This window comes from Apibacter adventoris (assembly GCF_002964965.1).
Taxonomy (GTDB): domain Bacteria; phylum Bacteroidota; class Bacteroidia; order Flavobacteriales; family Weeksellaceae; genus Apibacter; species Apibacter adventoris.
Genome location: NZ_PSZN01000001.1, coordinates 57,151 through 75,222 on the forward strand (window position 1 = coordinate 57,151; position 18,072 = coordinate 75,222).

The 18,072-nt window shown below is 29.6% G+C and carries 18 protein-coding genes and 2 tRNA genes; 7 read left to right on the top strand and 13 right to left on the bottom strand.

The genetic code is table 11. The features are described 5' to 3' along the window. Positions 1-66 precede the first annotated feature (66 nt). From C4S76_RS00245 to lnt, 10 genes are all read right to left on the bottom strand, one after another. Complete coding sequence (locus tag C4S76_RS00245) at positions 67-756, bottom strand: hypothetical protein (RefSeq protein WP_105191511.1); 690 nt, start codon at positions 754-756, stop codon at positions 67-69. Between the two features lie 666 nt (positions 757-1,422). Beyond that, complete coding sequence (mnmE, locus tag C4S76_RS00255; RefSeq protein ID WP_105191515.1) at positions 1,423-2,793, bottom strand: tRNA uridine-5-carboxymethylaminomethyl(34) synthesis GTPase MnmE; 1,371 nt, start codon at positions 2,791-2,793, stop codon at positions 1,423-1,425. Positions 2,794-2,804: 11 nt separating this feature from the next. Beyond that, complete coding sequence (locus C4S76_RS00260) at positions 2,805-3,200, bottom strand: hypothetical protein (protein WP_105191517.1); 396 nt, start codon at positions 3,198-3,200, stop codon at positions 2,805-2,807. Between the two features lie 5 nt (positions 3,201-3,205). Continuing rightward, complete coding sequence (def, locus tag C4S76_RS00265) at positions 3,206-3,805, bottom strand: peptide deformylase (RefSeq protein ID WP_105191519.1); 600 nt, start codon at positions 3,803-3,805, stop codon at positions 3,206-3,208. Further along, positions 3,802-4,266, bottom strand: coding sequence for a hypothetical protein (locus C4S76_RS00270; RefSeq protein ID WP_105191520.1), 465 nt, complete (start codon positions 4,264-4,266; stop codon positions 3,802-3,804). The genes def and C4S76_RS00270 overlap by 4 nt, the downstream gene beginning before the upstream one ends. Positions 4,267-4,351: 85 nt before the next feature. Further along, entirely contained in the window at positions 4,352-5,308 is a 957-nt protein-coding gene (gene ftsY, locus C4S76_RS00275; RefSeq protein WP_105191522.1) for a signal recognition particle-docking protein FtsY, read from the bottom strand. 84 nt (positions 5,309-5,392) lie between these two features. Continuing rightward, complete coding sequence (locus tag C4S76_RS00280) at positions 5,393-5,545, bottom strand: DUF4295 family protein (protein WP_105191524.1); 153 nt, start codon at positions 5,543-5,545, stop codon at positions 5,393-5,395. 25 nt (positions 5,546-5,570) lie between these two features. Further along, on the bottom strand, positions 5,571-5,753 hold the full coding sequence (gene rpmG, locus C4S76_RS00285) for a 50S ribosomal protein L33 (protein ID WP_105191526.1): 183 nt from the start codon (positions 5,751-5,753) through the stop codon (positions 5,571-5,573). 11 nt (positions 5,754-5,764) lie between these two features. After that, positions 5,765-6,004, bottom strand: coding sequence for a 50S ribosomal protein L28 (gene rpmB, locus C4S76_RS00290; protein ID WP_105191528.1), 240 nt, complete (start codon positions 6,002-6,004; stop codon positions 5,765-5,767). Positions 6,005-6,072: 68 nt separating this feature from the next. Next, entirely contained in the window at positions 6,073-7,743 is a 1,671-nt protein-coding gene (lnt, locus tag C4S76_RS00295; protein WP_105191530.1) for an apolipoprotein N-acyltransferase, read from the bottom strand. Positions 7,744-7,791: 48 nt separating this feature from the next. On the opposite strand from lnt, the gene C4S76_RS00300 reads away from it, so the two are divergent. The 4 genes from C4S76_RS00300 to mgtE all read left to right on the top strand — a co-directional run bounded on the left by C4S76_RS00300 (position 7,792) and on the right by mgtE (position 12,069). Beyond that, complete coding sequence (locus C4S76_RS00300) at positions 7,792-8,583, top strand: rhodanese-like domain-containing protein (protein WP_105191532.1); 792 nt, start codon at positions 7,792-7,794, stop codon at positions 8,581-8,583. Between the two features lie 38 nt (positions 8,584-8,621). After that, the gene (locus tag C4S76_RS00305; RefSeq protein WP_105191534.1) at positions 8,622-9,335 is read left to right on the top strand and encodes a hypothetical protein; all 714 of its coding nucleotides are present in this window, start codon (positions 8,622-8,624) and stop codon (positions 9,333-9,335) included. 13 nt (positions 9,336-9,348) lie between these two features. Next, entirely contained in the window at positions 9,349-10,614 is a 1,266-nt protein-coding gene (locus tag C4S76_RS00310) for a DUF2130 domain-containing protein (protein WP_105191536.1), read from the top strand. Positions 10,615-10,731: 117 nt separating this feature from the next. Beyond that, positions 10,732-12,069, top strand: a complete 1,338-nt coding sequence (gene mgtE, locus C4S76_RS00315; protein WP_105191538.1) for a magnesium transporter — start codon at positions 10,732-10,734, stop codon at positions 12,067-12,069. 282 nt (positions 12,070-12,351) lie between these two features. On the opposite strand, the gene C4S76_RS00320 is transcribed toward mgtE, so the two are convergent. Then, positions 12,352-12,435: transfer RNA gene (locus C4S76_RS00320), tRNA-Leu, on the bottom strand. A 35-nt stretch (positions 12,436-12,470) separates the two neighbouring features. Further along, positions 12,471-12,543: transfer RNA gene (locus tag C4S76_RS00325), tRNA-Gly, on the bottom strand. A 248-nt stretch (positions 12,544-12,791) separates the two neighbouring features. Here C4S76_RS00325 and C4S76_RS00330 point away from each other — a divergent pair. The 3 genes from C4S76_RS00330 to C4S76_RS00340 are packed head-to-tail and all read left to right on the top strand — an operon-like array spanning position 12,792 to position 15,928. Next, on the top strand, positions 12,792-13,778 hold the full coding sequence (locus C4S76_RS00330) for an MlaD family protein (protein WP_105191540.1): 987 nt from the start codon (positions 12,792-12,794) through the stop codon (positions 13,776-13,778). A gap of 29 nt (positions 13,779-13,807) precedes the next feature. Further along, positions 13,808-15,127, top strand: a complete 1,320-nt coding sequence (locus C4S76_RS00335; protein ID WP_105191542.1) for a (Fe-S)-binding protein — start codon at positions 13,808-13,810, stop codon at positions 15,125-15,127. Positions 15,128-15,145: 18 nt separating this feature from the next. Beyond that, a complete protein-coding gene (locus tag C4S76_RS00340) occupies positions 15,146-15,928 on the top strand; it encodes a (Fe-S)-binding protein (protein WP_105191544.1) in 783 nt (260 codons plus the stop codon). Positions 15,929-16,015: 87 nt separating this feature from the next. Here the strand turns inward: C4S76_RS00340 and C4S76_RS00345 are convergent, their stop codons facing one another. Then, complete coding sequence (locus tag C4S76_RS00345) at positions 16,016-18,064, bottom strand: insulinase family protein (RefSeq protein WP_105191546.1); 2,049 nt, start codon at positions 18,062-18,064, stop codon at positions 16,016-16,018. Between the last annotated feature and the right edge of the window lie 8 nt (positions 18,065-18,072).

Here is an 18,072-nt window from a genome sequence, read left to right on the forward strand (position 1 = left end):
AATATCTATTTTATTATTATCTAAGTTAAAAAGTACTCCAACATTATGAGCCCATAAGTCGTTTCTTTATTCGAAATAGACAATTTTTGGATCATTTGTATTTGTAAGTTTCATTCCTAAAGTTTTCTTTAAAGGATGTAATGATTGCTCTAAGCTGCTCCTAGTATTTTTTTTGAAATATTCTTCAGATTCTTCCTTATTAAAGGACTCACCTGCTTGTATTAAAATTGACACTTCATTACCTTGACGAATTAAAGATAATCCTCCTACATAAAAAGTATTTTCATTGTTTGAGAAATTTATTTCATCAAAATCTGTTGAAAATGAAAAATGATAAATTATATTTTCTAAAATATTTTCATAAAAATCAATTTTATCTAAATCGAAATTTTTATCAGTAATAAAATCTAAAAAATCAATAAGTGAAATTTCATATGATTCTTCTTCAGAATGTAATTGTAATATTGAATTATGATGATTATAAGTAAAAAAAGGCTCTAGTGTGTAGAAAGAAGAAGGAAACGATATTGGTCCATATTTAAGAAATCTGGCAGCATATTCCATTAAGTAATCTCTCAAAGTATTTTCATTAGTCTTATCTAGACCATTATTAAGTTGTACAGCTACAATCTCTCGTCCTGTATCAAATTGTTTTTTTAACTTCTTCCATAATTCAGGATTATTCTCCTTTAATTTTTCAACATCAATTTTGGTGTTTGAATTAACAAATTTTGAGAAAATTTCTTTAGGTCTCATTTAATATGATTAGTTTAAATATTTCATGTATGAACCTTTTAATACCATAATACTTACCCTCTTAACATTAATAGAATCTTTTAATTTATTTAAATATGGTTGAATCTTCTCTATATCTTCTTCTTTTTTTAATATTTTAGGAGCAAGTGAAGATATAGTTGATACTTCTTCATCATTCTTTTTACTCTTAAAAAATAAAGAAGATATAAGATTAAAGTTCTTAAAAACAGGTTTTATACAAATGTACAAAAAACTGTTTATCTCATAACTCTATTTATCTCTATATCAATTAAAATTATATAGAATCTAAAATCATCCAGCCTCCAAAAACTGTAGAGAAGAAGTTACCATATAACCGATTATCTTATCTCCATTTTTATCATAGTAGATTATTTTTACCATATCTTTTGGAACTTCATTCCAATCTATAATAATATCAACTATTTCTCCTTCTGTAAATTTATAAATTCGGTATTGTTTAGATTCTTCATTATTTACAAATGAATCTTTACTATAAATCCAAGTTTTCTTTTTATAAACCCTACATTTAACTATTCTATTCTCATTAAATAAATTTTTCTATAAACAAAGTAATCTAATACTTCATTGAGAACTCTTTATTAATCGTGCTTTCTACGAAAAAATATATGAGTTTGAAATCACTAATTACTTTCCGATACAAAATTTACCAAAGATATTTCCGAGGAGTTCATCGTTAGATACTTGTCCTACAATTTCGCCCAACGCCTCCAAAGCCCGACGTAAGTCAATTGCTACCAGCTCACTACTTAATCCGTTTTGTAATCCTTCTTTGCTCAATAGCAAAGATTCTTCGGCACGAACCAATGCGTTTAAATGCCTTGCATTATTTACTATAGTTTGTGTAGCTGTTTTTTGTTTTTCTATATATGAAAACATTTTTTCTTTTAGTATAGAAAGATCGGGATTAGTTTTTACAGCTAATGTAAGTATTGTATATTTTTTATTTATATTTTCGGGTATATTTGAATTTTTGAAATCGATATTTTTATCTTGTTTAGTCAAACAAATTATAATATATACATTATCTCTGCTAAATTTATTCAAATCAGCCTGAACTTCAACCCAATTTAGATGTTCTATATCTACCAGATACAAAATTATAGAGGCCTGTTTTGCTTTTTCTAATGCTTTAGCTACCCCAATAGCTTCTATGGTATCTTGAGTCTCCCTCAAACCGGCAGTATCAATAAACCTAAATTGAATACCATGAATAATAAGGGATTCTTCAATCGTATCTCGGGTAGTTCCGGCAATATCACTCACAATAGCTCGGTCTTCCTGTAATAAAGCATTTAATAAAGTAGATTTCCCTGCGTTCGGTTTTCCTAAAATAGTTACAGGCACTCCGTTTTTTATTGCATTCCCATAAGAAAAAGATTCTATTAAAGGGTGTATTGTATTGAGAATACGATCCATTAAGTTGAGCAACTGAGAACGGTCTGCAAATTCGACATCTTCTTCGGAAAAATCTAACTCTAATTCCAATAAAGAAGCTAAATCCAGCAGTTCTATTCGCAACTCTTTTAAAAGGGAAGAAAAACCACCACGCATCTGGGAAATAGCCATATCGTGACTTGCTTTGTTTTCAGCAGCTATTAAATCTGCTACTGCTTCTGCCTGGCTCAGATCTATTCTTCCATTCAGAAAAGCCCGTTGGGTAAATTCTCCGGCAAGTGCCAACCTACATCCTTTTTTTACCAATAATGATATTATCTGTTGTTCTATATATTGAGATCCGTGACAGGTAATTTCGACCAAATTTTCTGCTGTAAATGTTTTAGGGGCATGAAATACAGATACCATTACTTCATCAATGATTTCTTCTTCCTCTACAATGTATCCGTAATGTACACTATGTGATTGTACTTTTGTAAGATCTTTCCCTTTAAAAACCGAATTCACTATATCTATTGAATTATTCCCCGAAACCCGTATAATGCCTAAAGCACCTAAACCCTGAGGTGTAGCTAGTGCACAAATCGTATCCTGAAACATGTTATTTTCTCTTATTCTTCATAAATATCGTATGGAATTCCATCTTTAGCCCCCACCTTAGTCACTCCAAAATCAGTTTCAAAGGATATTTCACAATCAACAGGTTTAACGTGCGACAAATATTTATCAAATTCAGCTATAATAGGTTTTAATGCTTCTTCATCTTCTAATTTCCCTCCATATGCCAAACCACAAGCTCCACAATAAGCGGTAAAAATCAATCCGGAATATTTCTCTTGAAATGTATAATTAAATCCCTCATATAAAATACTATTGGGTGGTCCATATAAAGCCCATATTCTAGATAAAAAATTACCTATGAAATTTTTTTCAAATCCGTTATTTCTATCTTCCAGTCTGACAGTATCTTTTGCAAAGTCATCATCTATCTTCTTTAATTGAATCATATCATTTAATTACAAATTTTATCTATATATAATTTCCCGTTAATATGATCAAATTCATGCTGAAAAATAATTCCGGTATAATCTCCTGAACGGGTACCTCCATAAAATTTTTGTTTAACTTTTTTCCCGTTTTGATCAATATACTTCACTTTTATCCATGAATATCGTTTTGAATTTCCATATTTACCCGGAACTGATAAACACCCATCATTTTGAAAACAAATTAATTCTTTAGAATGTGAAATTATTCTGGGATTAATGGCTACTTCCACTGATTTTTCTTCTTGATCTAAACGATAAAACAAAAAAACATTTCTGTTAATTCCAATTTGAGGTGCAGCAATCCCTACTCCATCTTCTGTTACCATGGTTAGGTACAATTTCTTTACCAATTGAGATAAATCTTCATTTTTTATATTTTTTATATTTTTTATATTTTTTGATGAAGTTCTTAAAATAAGTGAATCTTTTTTATTGGTAATTTTTAAAACTTTGGCAGGAGAATCTGCCTCGGAATATATTATCTCTTTTTCTGATACTGAAAAAGCACTCTTACAAGAGGTGAAAAATAGTAATAAAAATAAAAAATATGCTATTTTTTTCATTCTTTTATTTTATTAATTATTGTTTTCTTTATAGATTGAATTAAATCTAAAAATGAAATTATTTTTTTATTTATACTTAAATCTTTACCATTAACAAAGGAATATTTTTCCCCTGAATTTAAAATAACGGTGTATTTTGTATCTGTTCCATCTACTGGTAATCTACTGGGACCGTTATGAATAGATTTAAATGTTTTTAAATCAAAAAATGAAACTAATTTATTCCAATCATCTGTAGAAATAGTAGTATCTAACCTAGATTTTTTATTAGTTGCAAATAAATTGGAATTATAGTTAACTGAATCCTGTGTAATTACTAAAGTTTCACTCCAACCTAAACCTCCTCCATAATTTGAATAAATAATCTTAACAAGCTGCTGTTCACTTTTTCCTATATTTTGCTGAGAATAACACGAAAAAGACAAAAATAATAGAAAAATAAAATATAATGATTTCTGCATATTAAACTGTTAAATTAACTTATACTCAATTCTTAATAATTACGGATAGTAACTTCCTTTTGAAAAATCTATTCTATGTAAATATTTATCCTTTCTTAAAAAAACTGTCTACAAATTCGTATTTATTAAAGGGTTGTAAATCATTAATTCCCTCTCCTACACCTATATATTTTACGGGAATTTTAAATTGATCTGAAATACCTATGACGACTCCCCCTTTAGCTGTTCCATCGAGCTTGGTTATAGCCAATGAGGTTACTTCTGTAGCTGCTGTAAATTGTTTAGCTTGTTCAAATGCATTTTGTCCGGTAGATCCGTCTAATACTAATAAAACTTCATGAGGAGCATCAGGAATTACTTTTTGCATAACTCTTTTAATTTTGGATAGTTCATTCATGAGGTTTATTTTATTGTGTAGACGTCCAGCAGTATCTATCAATACCACATCAGCATTTTGTGCTTTTGCTGATTGAACAGTATCAAAAGCTACCGATGCGGGGTCTGAGCCCATTTCTTGTTTAATAATAGGAACTCCTACTCTTTCAGACCAGATAACTAATTGATCAACTGCTGCTGCTCTAAAAGTATCTGCTGCCCCAAGTACTACTTTCTTTCCTTGCTGTTTAAATTGGTGAGCTAGTTTACCAATGGTTGTGGTTTTACCTACTCCATTTACCCCTACTACCATAATTACATAGGGTTTTTTATTTTCCGAAAGGCTAAAATCTGAATCAGAGTCTTTATTTTCTGCCAATAAATTCATAATTTCTTCTCGCAGAATCTGATCTAATTCTGAGGTATTCATAAATTTATCTCTAGCTACTCTTTCTTCAATTCTTCTAATCACTTTCACTGTTGTTTCTACACCAACATCTGATGATATTAAAACCTCTTCCAAATCATCTAATACTTCATCATCTACCTTACTTTTTCCAGCTACAGCTCTCCCTATTTTATCAAAAAAAGAGCGATTGGATTTTTCCAGCCCTTTATCTAAGTTCTCCTTAGTATCTTTTCCAAATATTTTTTTAAACCAACTCATATATTAATTATACAAAAATAGAAAAAATCATTCACATTTTTATGTGAATGATTTTAAAAACCTTAAAAACCTATGTTATGAAAACTATTTCTGTTTCAAAAATGCATCAACGCTATCTGCGGCTACTACTTTTTCTTCGAAAATATAAGCTCCGGATTTTGGTGATTTAACCATTTTAATGACTTTAGTCATCTTTTTTGAAGCTGTTTGTAATGTTGCTACGGTCTTTTTTGCCATGACTTTATAGCTTTTTTATTGTTTGTTATTTTATTTCTTTGTGTATAGTATATTTTTTAAGCACCGGATTGAATTTTTTTAATTCTATTCTTTCCGGAGTATTTTTTTTATTTTTAGATGTCATATAACGAGACATTCCTGGCATTCCGCTTTCTTTATGTTCAGTACATTCTAAAATAACCTGTACTCTATTTCCTTTTTTTGCCATTTTTCTTTATATTAAAAGTTTATAAGACCTTGTTTTCTAGCTCTTGACACAGCCTCTTCAATGCCTATTTTATCAATAATTCTCAAACCATGAGCAGATACTTTTAAAAATATCCACGCATCTTCTGATGGTAAATAGAATTTTTTTTCCATCAAGTTTATTTCAAAACGTCTTTTCGTTTTGTTATTTGCATGCGATACATTATTACCAACCATTGCACGCTTTCCTGTTATTTGACAAACTCTAGCCATTTCTATAAGTTTCTTTTTCTTTAATCGGGTTGCAAAGTAACAAATATTTTTCCACTCTTACAACTTTTTCAATTTTTATTTTTCAGTATTTTATATTTTTCAGCATTTCTCTTTATTTTCATATGCTCTATTATATTTTTTGTTATTACATATGCTATTATTATACCTGAAATTATGAATGAAACTCTTGCTATCCAATCCCCATATTTAACATAAAAAGTCAATTTTGTATTTAAATTAACCTCTCCTTTAAGAGCTCCTCTAACTCCATAACCTAATCTTTTTTCTATATCTCCTCTCTGGTTTATAAATGCAGAAATCCCACTGTTGGCAGAACGGGCTATATCTCTTCGGGTTTCGATAGCTCTGAGCCTTGCATAGGATAAAAGTTGCTTATGACCTTGGGAATCACTCCACCAGGAATCATTGGTCATAATAAATAAAACGTTTGCTCCTCTTCTTACGAACCCTCCCACATATTCCCCATAAATACTTTCATAGCAGATAATTGGCGCTATTTTAGCCTCATTTTTTTTATGATGAAATACTGTAGGATGTTCCTGTGTTCCTAAACTTTCCATAGTACCTCCAAAATCGAGCATGTAATTTCCTACTATTGGTTTTAATATTTTAGAATATGGAAAATGTTCTACTCCTACTACCAATCTAGATTTATTATAATATTGAACTTCATCTGGCAAATCTATCTGAATTGCGGAATTATATAAATCTACCCAATAATTACCTTCTTTTATATATCTGGCCGTAGAAGTTTTTGGAGTTGTATATTCTTTGAACAAAGAAGCCCCTGAAACAAAACTTAAATTGGGGTTATTAATCCTCATCCAATTTTTAATCTGTTCAATATAAGGGTCATTAGATAAATTATTAATTGAAATAAATCCTCTACCCGGAAAAGCTGTTTCCGGAGATACTACAAAACTAGTATTAGGGGTTATATCATTTTCTATGGATGAAAGAAGATTTTCAACAATTTGTTCTCCATCTTGAGAATATTTATCGTTATATGGGTCTAAGGCCGGCTGAGCTAAAACTACTTCTAATTTTTGTTTTGATATTTCTTTATAAGACTGATATATAAGCAAAGAAATTGCAATTGGTATCCCGATAAATAAAATGCAATAAAATGTAAGTTTCCATACATAGGCTCGTTTACCTGTTACCTGATATGCTCTTATGTAATAAAATAATATTTCATTCACAACAAGAACCCAAAGTGTCCCCCCAAAAGTCCCTGTAGCTTCATACCACTGAATTGATTGTGGATAGTTTGCAAATGCATTCCCTAAATTGAGCCAAGGCCAAGACAATTCCCAATTTAGATGTATTTTCTCAAAACATATCCAGATTACAGGAAAGAAAATAAGTCCGAACCATGTTCCTCCTTTTCGTTTAATAAAATGAAAAAGTGTGAAGGTTAATGACATAAGAAAACTGTTCACTACAAGTGGGAAAATAAAAGCTATCCAAGAAAAACTCCCATCAGGGTTTTGAGAAAAATGTAGCCATTGGGTAGCCCCATAATTCCATATTAATAAAGATATATATGTAAAGCCAAAAACCTTCCAGTCTGAATATTTTTCTTTTTTTTGGGTTATTTCATGCTCTAAAAGTAACAATGGAACAAAGGCTGTAAATAATAAAAAAGGAAATCCATATGTTGGCCATGATAGCGCTAGAAGTATTCCACTTAATATTGAATAAATAAATCTTTTCATATCCTTACAAAATTAGTTATTTTTGACTTTTAATATATTTATCATCTTATGAAGTTTGTACTTTTTTTTGCAGTTGCTTTTCTTTGCTTACTTTCTTGTAAAACACAAGATTATGTATCTGACAATACTAATTATAGCACTCCCCCAGAAATTGGTATGGTAACTACAGACTTGCCACGAAAAAGTAATTATACGCATATCATAAGCAATGAAAACCCTTCTGAAAATTTATCTTTAAATGCTAATTCTGATAAAAAAGAACCTGATTTTTCAAATATTTCTACAAGTACAGAAGAGGTTTCTCACGCTCATGAAATAATTATTCCCCAAAAAGAAAAACCAGAATATATACAAGAAAAAACCATACAAAAAGAGAAAGTAACAGAGAGCTCCACTACCATAACAGAAAATAATAATGTTGCAGATCAGCAAGATAATACATTATTAATACAAAATCCAAAACCGGATAACAGTTCTGAAAAAGATTTGTCTGTAAATGAAATTTCGGATGATGAAAATATTTTCATTAAAAATTTAAACGTATCTGAATTCTCCTGGGAAGTAGGTATTAAAATTACCCAAATTTTAGATGTTCGAACTTTAAAGGAGTATAAAACCGGGCATATTTATGATGCTTTAAATATGGATGTGAACAAATCCAGTTTTGTAAATCAAATTCAGAATTTAGATAAAACCAGTCCTGTTGCAGTATACTCTCAACATGGAAAAAGGAGTATAAAAGCTTCCAATATTTTAAAACAATATGGTTTTAAAATCATTTATAATTTAAAGGATGGGTTAGAACAATGGATTAAAGAGAAAAAAGAAATTTTCCCTTAGTCTTTTTCATTAAATAAAAAAAGAAATTTATATAGAATATGAAGAATATATCGAAAATATTAGTCCTTATAATATCAAGCATTTTTATAATAGGATGCTCAATTAGTGAGGAAATTACTTTAAATGCAAATGGAAATATTAATTATTCTTATCTTCTAGATGCCAGTAAATGTACACATATGTTGCCCGATACTATTGGACAACCCAAAATTATTAAAGATACCACATTTTCTTTTGTTAATTTCTTAAAAGAAAAAAAAGATAGTATTTCTAATCTTTCTTTAGATGAGCAGAAGAAACTGTATACACTTAAACCCTTTTCAATCAAAATTCATCAAGATGATAATAAAAAGGAGTTTACTATTCAATTATTCGGAGATTTTAAAGATGTAAATTCTTTAAATTCAGCTCTTAGTTCTTTTAGTACTATAAGTCAAAATAATTTGAATGTATTATCAGAAGTAAATTTTAGTTTGCTTACCCATATCCAATACAACTGGGATGGCAAAATTTTTAAGAAAAAGGTATTAGAGCACATTGAAAAAAATGATTCTACCAAAATCATTTTATCAACTATGTTTAATGGTGGTTTTTATGATGTAAAATATAACTTCCCCAAGAAAATAAAAAAAGCCAATAACCCTAGCGCTATTATTTCTTCTGACAGAAAATCTTTATTTATTAGAAATGATGCTACAGATTATATTATGTATCCCGAAAAACTAAACATAGAAATCGAATTAGAAAATTAATCTATACTTTTTAATGGCTAAACAAACTCAAATTAAATGCCCGAATTGCGGAACTGAAATAGATGTTAATGATATTCTAAAGCATCAATTAGAAGAAACTTTAAAAAAAGAATATCAAAACAAGTTCTTATCTTTTCAAAAAGAAATTGAAAATAAAAGCGTTTTATTGGAAAAAGAAAAACAGGAATTTGAAAACAAAAAAAAGAAAGAAAACGAGCTTTTTCAAGAAAGGTTATCTAAAATAACAAAAGAAAAATCTCAAGAAATAGAACTTTCATTAAAAAAAAGATTCGAAGAAGAAAATAAAGAACGAATTTCTTTATATGAAAAAGAATTAAAAGAAAAATCAGAAAAAATACAGGATCTCAACAAATTGCAGGTCGAAATATCGAAACTGCAAAGAGAAAAAGAAGAAATGAGAACTGTTATTGAAGTAGAAACACAACAAAAACTGAATGAGGAAATTATATTAGAAAGAGAAAAAATACGTAAACAAGAAAGTGAAAAAAATGAATTAAAAATAAAGGAACTTCATAAGCAACTTGAAGATCAAAAACGTTTGACAGAGGAAATGAAACGTAAACAGGAACAAGGTTCCATGCAATTACAGGGTGAAATTCAAGAATTGGCTATTGAAGAATGGCTTATTCAAAATTTCCCTTTAGATTCCATTAATGAAATAAAAAAAGGAGCACGAGGGGCTGATTGTTTACAAATTGTGAATACTCATACCACACAAAACTGTGGTAGTATCTACTATGAAAGTAAAAGAACAAAAGATTTTCAACAGGCTTGGATAGAAAAATTTAAAAATGACATCCGTGAAAAAAAAGCAGACATCGGAATATTGGTTACTGAAGTTATGCCTTCTGATATGGAACGTATGGGACTGAAAGATGGGATATGGATCTGTACTTTTAACGAATTTAAAGGACTTAGCGCTGTATTAAGATACTCCGTAATCCAGTTTCATAGTATCCTTAAATCTCAGGAAAATAAAGGAGACAAAATGGAAATGCTTTATAATTTTTTAACAGGAAATGAGTTCAGACTTCGCATAGAGGGAATTGTGGAAGGTTTTACACAAATGCAGGATGATTTAGCTAAGGAAAAAAGAGCCATGATGAAAATATGGGCGCAAAGAGAAAAACAAATTCATAAAGTAATTGACAATACTATCTCTATGTATGGCTCTATTAAAGGTATAGCCGGAAATGCAATTCAGGATATCAAATCATTAGAAATAGATGAAATAAACGAAATTGACTTTGAAAACTAAAATGTATACATAATAATGTGATTTTTTCTGTTTAGTCATAGTTTTTCGTTTAGTCTATAAATAAGATTTATATTTGCACAACTCTTAGGAAGTTTAACCTATTTAAAGTAAGTCTCTATGGAAAAAAATATCTTTGAAAGTACCCCTGTAGAAGATCTTCACCCAAAAGACATTGCAGAACAGCTTGCAGAATTAAATGAAAAAGACAGAATATTAAATTTTTTTTTACTCCCAAGAGTACAAAAAACTGAAGTATTCACATATCTTGATCCTAAAACTCAACAAGAGTTATTACATGGTTTAGGCAAGAAAGATATTGCTGATCTTTTAAATGAGATGGCACCTGATGACAGAACCGATTTTTTTGTAGACTTACCTGACGATTTAATTAAAAATACCATTAATTTACTGGATGAAAATGAACGCAAAATAGCCCTACAATTATTAGGATACCCGGAAGATAGCATTGGTAGACTTATGACCCCCAACTATATCCAGGCTAAAAAAAACTGGACAGTGAAACATACATTGCAACATATAAAAAAATATGGTCGTAAAGCTGAAACCCTTAATTTTATTTATATAGTTGATAACAATGACAAATTATTAGATGATATTAAAATAGGAAAGCTCCTTTTAGCTGATGATGATACCTTACTGAGTGAACTCTGTGATGATAATTTTATTGCACTTCACAGTTTAATGAACCAAGAAGAAGCTATTCATGTCTTTGAAGATTATGATCGGACTGTTTTACCTGTAATTTCTGAAATGGGTACTTTAGTAGGAATTGTAACTGTAGATGATATTTTAGATATTGTAAAAGAGAGAGATACTGAAGATATCCAGAAATTTGGTGGATTGGAAGCTTTGGATATCCCCTATCGTGATACACCGCTCTTGGCTTTATTCCGAAAACGGGCTGGATGGTTAATTATATTATTTTTGGGCGAAATGTTGACTGCCAGCGCTATGGTACATTTTGAAGAGGAAATAGAAAAAGCGGTTGTTTTAGCCCTGTTTGTTCCTTTAATTATTTCCAGTGGAGGAAATTCCGGATCACAAGCTGCAACACTGATTATTCGGGCTATGGCCTTACATGAAATTAAACTAAAAGACTGGTGGTATGTAATGAAAAAAGAAATTTTTTCAGGTATTTTATTAGGGATTACTCTTGGAATTATAGGCTTCATACGAATCGTTATCTGGCAAAACTTAAATTTATACGATTATGGACCTCATTGGTGTTTAATTGGTATTACAGTAGCCACATCTCTTATTGGCATTGTATTATGGGGAACGCTTTCAGGTTCTATGATTCCTTTTATTCTGAGATTATTTAAGTTAGATCCTGCCACTTCCTCTGCACCGTTTGTAGCAACCATGGTAGATGTTACCGGATTGATCATTTATTTTACCATTGCTTCCCTTATATTAAGAGGAGTTTTACTTTAACTAATTTAATAAATAAAGGTTTTTTTTAAACCGATATACTATTATTTTTAAACTTTATTTTCTTTTTACTTGGTTAAAGTATTAATATAATTTTATAAGATATTATTAAACAATATTTAAAATTAATTAAAAATGCAATAATAAAAATAATGTAATGAATTAAATTAGGTAAACTGAAGAAAATTACTTTTTTTAATTCAATTTCAGTATAGAATATCAATTTTTTATAAAAAAGAAAAGGCTTAAACTATTTATAACCAAATGTTTAAGCCTTTAAAAATGTACCCCAGACGGGACTTGAACCCGTACAGCCTAATGGCCACAGGATTTTAAGTCCTGCGTGTCTACCAATTCCACCACCGGGGCCTTAGTATTTTTTAATATTTAAAATATCAACTGTGAGCGAAAAACGGGACTCGAACCCGCGACCCCGACCTTGGCAAGGTCGTGCTCTACCAGCTGAGCTATTTTCGCGTTTCAATTAGCGTTTCCCCTTAATTGGATTGCAAATATAGAATTGATTTTTTATTTCTGCAAATTTTTTTTCTTTTCGACATATATTTTTTTACTATGTTATATTTATCTACTTAAAATACAAAATTTTGATAAAATATTTTATAGTACTAACCAACCTTGCTTATCCAATTTAGGAAATATAAAAAAATACACTGAATTTTTTTATTTATTTCTATATTTGCTGATAAAGTTAAATTTATTAAAAAGTGAAAATTAGAAAGGAAGTAAAAGCGGGTATCATAGTAATTATAAGTTTATTAGCTTTTTGGTGGTTATTTCAATTCTTAAAAGGAAAGAATTTATTTTCAGACCAAAATATTTATTATGTGAAGTATAACAATGTAGAAGGACTTTCCAAATCAAAAAATGTAAATATAAACGGCTTAAAAGTAGGTATGATTGAGTCTATAACTCCTATACCTGCCGGTAATAAAAATATATCTTTCATAGTGGAAATAAAAGTAGATAAAACATATACATTTTCTAAAAACACTATAGCCCAAATATCTTCCAGTTTTATGAATGGAGCTGAAATTAACCTTATTTTAGCTGAAGATAATGCTGACATCGCAAAATCCGGTGATACCTTAAAAGGAAAAATAGAACCTAGTTTATTTGATTCTGCTGCTTCTCAAATTAAACCTTTAAGTAATAATGCAAATGATGTATTAATAAAATTAGATTCTACACTTGCGGCTACCAATAAGTTATTAAATGATAAAAACAGGCAAAATATAGAACTTGCATTATCTAATTTAAATCAAGCAATTAAAGAATTCCAACTATTAGGAAAAAATGCTAACGGACTTATTTCTAAAAATTCTTCTAAATTAACCTCAGTATTAGATCATGCTGATAAAATGTTGGTAACGACTAATACTACAGTACAAAAATATGGTACAATAGCTGATAAATTAAATAAAACTGATATAGACCAGTCCATAAAAAAATTAGAAAGCGCTTTGGATAATGTAAATCAGTTAACTTCAAAAATTAATTCCGGACAAGGAACTATGGGTAAATTAATGAATGATAATCAGCTATACAATAATCTAAGTGAGGCTTCAAAAAACCTTTCTCTTTTATTGGAAGATTTAAAAGCTAACCCTAAAAATTATGTCCATTTTTCAATTTTCGGAGGAGGTAAAAGCAAAAAAAATACACATCAATTAGAACCTAAAAATCCGGAATAAAAACTAAAAAACCATAAAAATGTTTATTTATGGAATATATACCCAATATATTATTTGTAGTTTTTGCTATTTTAGGATTTGGTCTTTTTATACGTAATATTTTAAAAATACGAAGAAATATTTTCCTTGGAAAAGATGAAAATCGTTCAGACCATCCTTTTGAAAGATGGAAAATACTGGGCTTAGTTGCTATAGGGCAAGGAAAAATGTTGAAAAAACCTATTTCCGGATTTTTTCATATAATTATATATATAGGTTTTATAATTATCAATATTGAGTTAATTGAAATTTTCATAGATGGTATTGGGGGATCTCACAGGTATATAGGATATTTATTGCCAAATACTATTTATAATTACATTACTTCTATTTTAGATAGTATTGCTTTATTAGTAACCTTTGCTGTACTTGTATTTTTTTTTAGAAGAAATATTATAAATGTCCCAAGGCTAAATTCTAAAGATTTATTAGGCTGGCCTAAAATAGATGGAAATTTAATTTTAGTAATTGAATTTCTTTTAATGATGGCTTTTTTTTCTATGAATGCTTCCGATTATAGACTTCAACAGTTAGGTGTATATATAACAATTGGCAATTTCCCTATTAGTAATTTTATTTTTGGAGGTTTATTTTCTAAACTATCTGTACATAGTTTAGAAATTATAGAAAAATCTACCTGGTGGTTTCATTATTTAGGAATTTTATTCTTTTTAAATTATTTATATTTATCTAAGCATTTACATATATTATTTGCTTTTCCTAATACCTATTTTTCAAATCTAAATAAGATTGGACAAATAAATAATCTTGACGCTATTACTCATGAGGTAAAACTGTTAATGGATCCTAATGCAGACCCTTTTACTACAGCTTCTGATGGAAATACTCCTGAAAAATTTGGTGCGAGTGATGTTACAGATCTTTCCTGGATTCAGTTATTGAATGCATATTCTTGTACAGAATGTGGACGTTGTACCTCTAGCTGTCCGGCTAATATTACGGGAAAGAAACTATCTCCTCGTAAAATAATGATGAATGTAAGAGACCGAATTGAAGAAGTAGGTAGAAATATTGATAAGAATAAAAGCTATATAGATGATGGTAAACAATTACTAGGTGATTATATTACTCCGGAAGAAATTTGGGCTTGTACAACTTGTAATGCTTGTGTAGAAGCTTGCCCTATATTAATTAATCCCCTATCTATTATTATAGATTTACGTCGTTATTTAGTTATGGAAAAATCTGCGGCCCCTCAGGAATTGAATATGATGATGAATAATATTGAAAATAATAGAGCTCCATGGCAATTTAGCCCAAGTGACAGAGAAAACTGGAGCAAAGAATAATTTCTTTAAACTAAGATCATGGAACAACCTATAAAAACTATGGCTGATTTCAAAGCTGAGGGTAAGTCTCCCGAAATTTTATTTTGGGTAGGATGTGCCGGAAGTTTTGATGATAGAGCTAAAAAAATTACTCGAGCTTTTGCCTCCCTGCTACAAAAAGCTCATGTAGAATTTGCTATTTTAGGTAAGGAAGAAGGTTGTACGGGAGATCCTGCCAAAAGAGCTGGAAATGAATTTTTATTTCAAATGCAGGCTATAATGAATATTGAAGTGTTAAACACTTATGAGATAAAAAAAATTGTAACCACATGCCCACATTGTTTTAATACTTTAAAAAACGAATATCCTCAATTAGGAGGAAATTATAAAGTATTACACCATACTCAGCTTTTACAATCTCTTTTAAATGAAGGACGATTAAAAGTAGAAGGTGGAATTTTTAAAGGAAAAAAGATTGTATTTCATGATCCCTGTTACTTGGGACGTGCAAATGATGAGTATGAGGCTCCCAGGAAAGTCCTTCTTCAGTTAGAAGCAGATTTATTAGAAATGAAACGATGCCGACAAAATGGCTTATGTTGTGGGGCAGGCGGTGCACAGATGTTTAAAGAACCTGAAAAAGGAAATAAAGACATTAATATTGAAAGGACTGAAGAAGCTCTAGAGCTAAATCCTAACATTATTGCAACGGGCTGTCCTTTTTGTAATACTATGTTAACTGATGGTGTAAAAGGACATAATAAGGAAAATATAATATTTGTTAAAGATTTAGCTGAACTGTTGAATGAAAGTTTAACTTAAAGAATTACATAAAGCATATGTATAAATTAAAAAACAAAAGAACAAATATTAAATATTCGTTCTTTTGTTTTTTACATTATTTAAAATTTATTTGAACTCTTCATCCGATATTTTAGGATTTATAGTATATTTTTTTATAAATTGAGACATATTTTGCTCTTGAGTAATGGTATTAATTTTAGTAGGAAATTTATATCCACCAAAATCTTTATAATCATAAAACTCCGTAATAGCTGTTCCTATTTTACCTGTAGCTTCTTCTTTCAGTTTCAATCCCGTTTTTGAATCGTAATAAATATTTTTTTTATTATTTCCGTTAGTAATAGATATTTTATAGGTTTCTTTACCATCTATATTAACCTTTCCTTCTATTTTTGCTTCGGAATCTGTATAAAATAATTCAGGAAAATATCCCTTTTGATGCTTAAACTCCTCAATTTGATCTTTGTCACTTTCCCCCATGCTAGAGAATATATTAATACCATCAAAACCTTGCTTTATAGTTTGCCCCATAAAAGAAATTAAAGTTATGTTTTTATTGGGTGCTAAAAATTTAAATACAAAAGGTAAAGGTTGAGGGATTTGTGATAATTTCATTTCTCCTTCTATTATCAATGATTTTAATTTTTCTAATTTTTCTTTACTGCCAGCTACACCTACATAAAATTTATTTAAAACTTCCTCTAAAGTAATATCTGTCACTTCTTTTATGCCTGTAGGTTTATTTACAGGATTCCCGAACTTATCATAAAACTCTATAGGATAGCCTAATTTTTCTAATCCGTCTAATACCTCTTCACCATTTCCTACAACTAATATAATAAGATTATCCGGATAAATGGTTTTATTTAAACTTATAGGTATTTGCTTCGCGGTTACTTTATTAAGGTTTTTAAGATAATTTTCATAAAAATTAATGGGAAGACTTTCCATCATTTGTGTTCTTATAAAACGAGCCACCGTTTCTGATTTTTCTAACATCAACGCAAAATTTCCGTTATATTCAGATTTTTTAAGGCTTAATTCTTCTTCTGTTGGCGGTTTTATTGTAATATCTCTTATGTTTTTTATAAATTCAACCACGGCACTATCTGTAACCTCATTCCTTACTTGTGCATAGGCTCCGAATTTTCCTAACCGTTTGTAATTATCATTTAAAATAGAATAGGCTCCATAGGTCCATCCGTGTTTTTCTCTAAGGTCTTTAAATAACCTACCTGAAGTTCCATCACCTAAAACACTATTTCCTAACACATTAGTAAAATAATCTTTATCAGATTTTTTCAAATCTACCAAACCTATTATACTAATTGAGGATTGAGTTGCAGTAGGCAAGTCCACAAAAGCTATCTTTATTGCAGAAGTGTTCCTTTTTAATGTCGGGATGTCTTGCTTAACTTCTCCTATTTTCCATGAGGAAAAACATTCTTTTGCCATAGTTTTCGCTTCTGATAAAGTTATATCCCCTACAATAGTTACATAACCTATATTAGGTTTAAAATAGTTTGTATAATAAGTTTTAAAATCGGATAGGGTTATATTATTGAGAGTTTTTTCTGTTACATATTCTCCCCAAGCATCTTCTTTGCCGTAAAGAAGTACATTTTCAACTCTACCTGATATTACATCAGGTGTTTTATCTCCTGCCTCCAATTCTGCCTTAGCCTGTTTTTTTAGTCTATCTAATTCTACTTGATTTGAAAAAGTTGGGTTATATAATAGTTCTTTAAATATTTCCATACTGGGTTTGATTTGTTTTTTTAATGCATAAACTCCCATAGATGTACTTCCTATATAAAAATCTGAGCCTAAATAATCTATCTTTTCATCTAAATCCTCTTTTGTGAAATTTTGAGTTCCGGCTCTAAGCATCTGTCCAAACATCCCCAAGTACCCAGCCTTTTCTCCTTCTTTTATTGCTGTAATGTCCAAGGTTAGATCTATCCGAACTATAGGTAATTTATGATTTTCTACTACTATTACCTTTAATCCGTTAGATAAAGTAAATTGTTCTGTTTTCCCAAAATGTATATCTCTTTCAGGTAATGGTTTAGGAGGGTGTTTTCTGTCTACCTGAGAAAATATCATTGCTGTAGATGCTATAATAACTGTTAATGTAAATAATAATTTTTTCATGTTTTTGT

Excerpts from the sequence above, each read along its gene's own strand:
- lnt (WP_105191530.1), bottom strand. The coding sequence starts at position 7,743 with ATGAAAAGATTTATTTATTCAATATTAAGTGGAATACTTCTAGCGCTA.
- C4S76_RS00245 (WP_105191511.1), bottom strand. The coding sequence starts at position 756 with ATGAGACCTAAAGAAATTTTCTCAAAATTTGTTAATTCAAACACCAAA.
- C4S76_RS00300 (WP_105191532.1), top strand. The coding sequence starts at position 7,792 with ATGAAGTTTGTACTTTTTTTTGCAGTTGCTTTTCTTTGCTTACTTTCT.
- mnmE (WP_105191515.1), bottom strand. The coding sequence starts at position 2,793 with ATGTTTCAGGATACGATTTGTGCACTAGCTACACCTCAGGGTTTAGGT.
- C4S76_RS00270 (WP_105191520.1), bottom strand. The coding sequence starts at position 4,266 with ATGCAGAAATCATTATATTTTATTTTTCTATTATTTTTGTCTTTTTCG.
- C4S76_RS00310 (WP_105191536.1), top strand. The coding sequence starts at position 9,349 with ATGGCTAAACAAACTCAAATTAAATGCCCGAATTGCGGAACTGAAATA.
- ftsY (WP_105191522.1), bottom strand. The coding sequence starts at position 5,308 with ATGAGTTGGTTTAAAAAAATATTTGGAAAAGATACTAAGGAGAACTTA.
- def (WP_105191519.1), bottom strand. The coding sequence starts at position 3,805 with ATGAAAAAAATAGCATATTTTTTATTTTTATTACTATTTTTCACCTCT.
- C4S76_RS00260 (WP_105191517.1), bottom strand. The coding sequence starts at position 3,200 with ATGATTCAATTAAAGAAGATAGATGATGACTTTGCAAAAGATACTGTC.
- rpmB (WP_105191528.1), bottom strand. The coding sequence starts at position 6,004 with ATGGCTAGAGTTTGTCAAATAACAGGAAAGCGTGCAATGGTTGGTAAT.
- rpmG (WP_105191526.1), bottom strand. The coding sequence starts at position 5,753 with ATGGCAAAAAAAGGAAATAGAGTACAGGTTATTTTAGAATGTACTGAA.
- C4S76_RS00305 (WP_105191534.1), top strand. The coding sequence starts at position 8,622 with ATGAAGAATATATCGAAAATATTAGTCCTTATAATATCAAGCATTTTT.
- C4S76_RS00340 (WP_105191544.1), top strand. The coding sequence starts at position 15,146 with ATGGAACAACCTATAAAAACTATGGCTGATTTCAAAGCTGAGGGTAAG.
- C4S76_RS00280 (WP_105191524.1), bottom strand. The coding sequence starts at position 5,545 with ATGGCAAAAAAGACCGTAGCAACATTACAAACAGCTTCAAAAAAGATG.
- mgtE (WP_105191538.1), top strand. The coding sequence starts at position 10,732 with ATGGAAAAAAATATCTTTGAAAGTACCCCTGTAGAAGATCTTCACCCA.
- C4S76_RS00345 (WP_105191546.1), bottom strand. The coding sequence starts at position 18,064 with ATGAAAAAATTATTATTTACATTAACAGTTATTATAGCATCTACAGCA.
- C4S76_RS00335 (WP_105191542.1), top strand. The coding sequence starts at position 13,808 with ATGGAATATATACCCAATATATTATTTGTAGTTTTTGCTATTTTAGGA.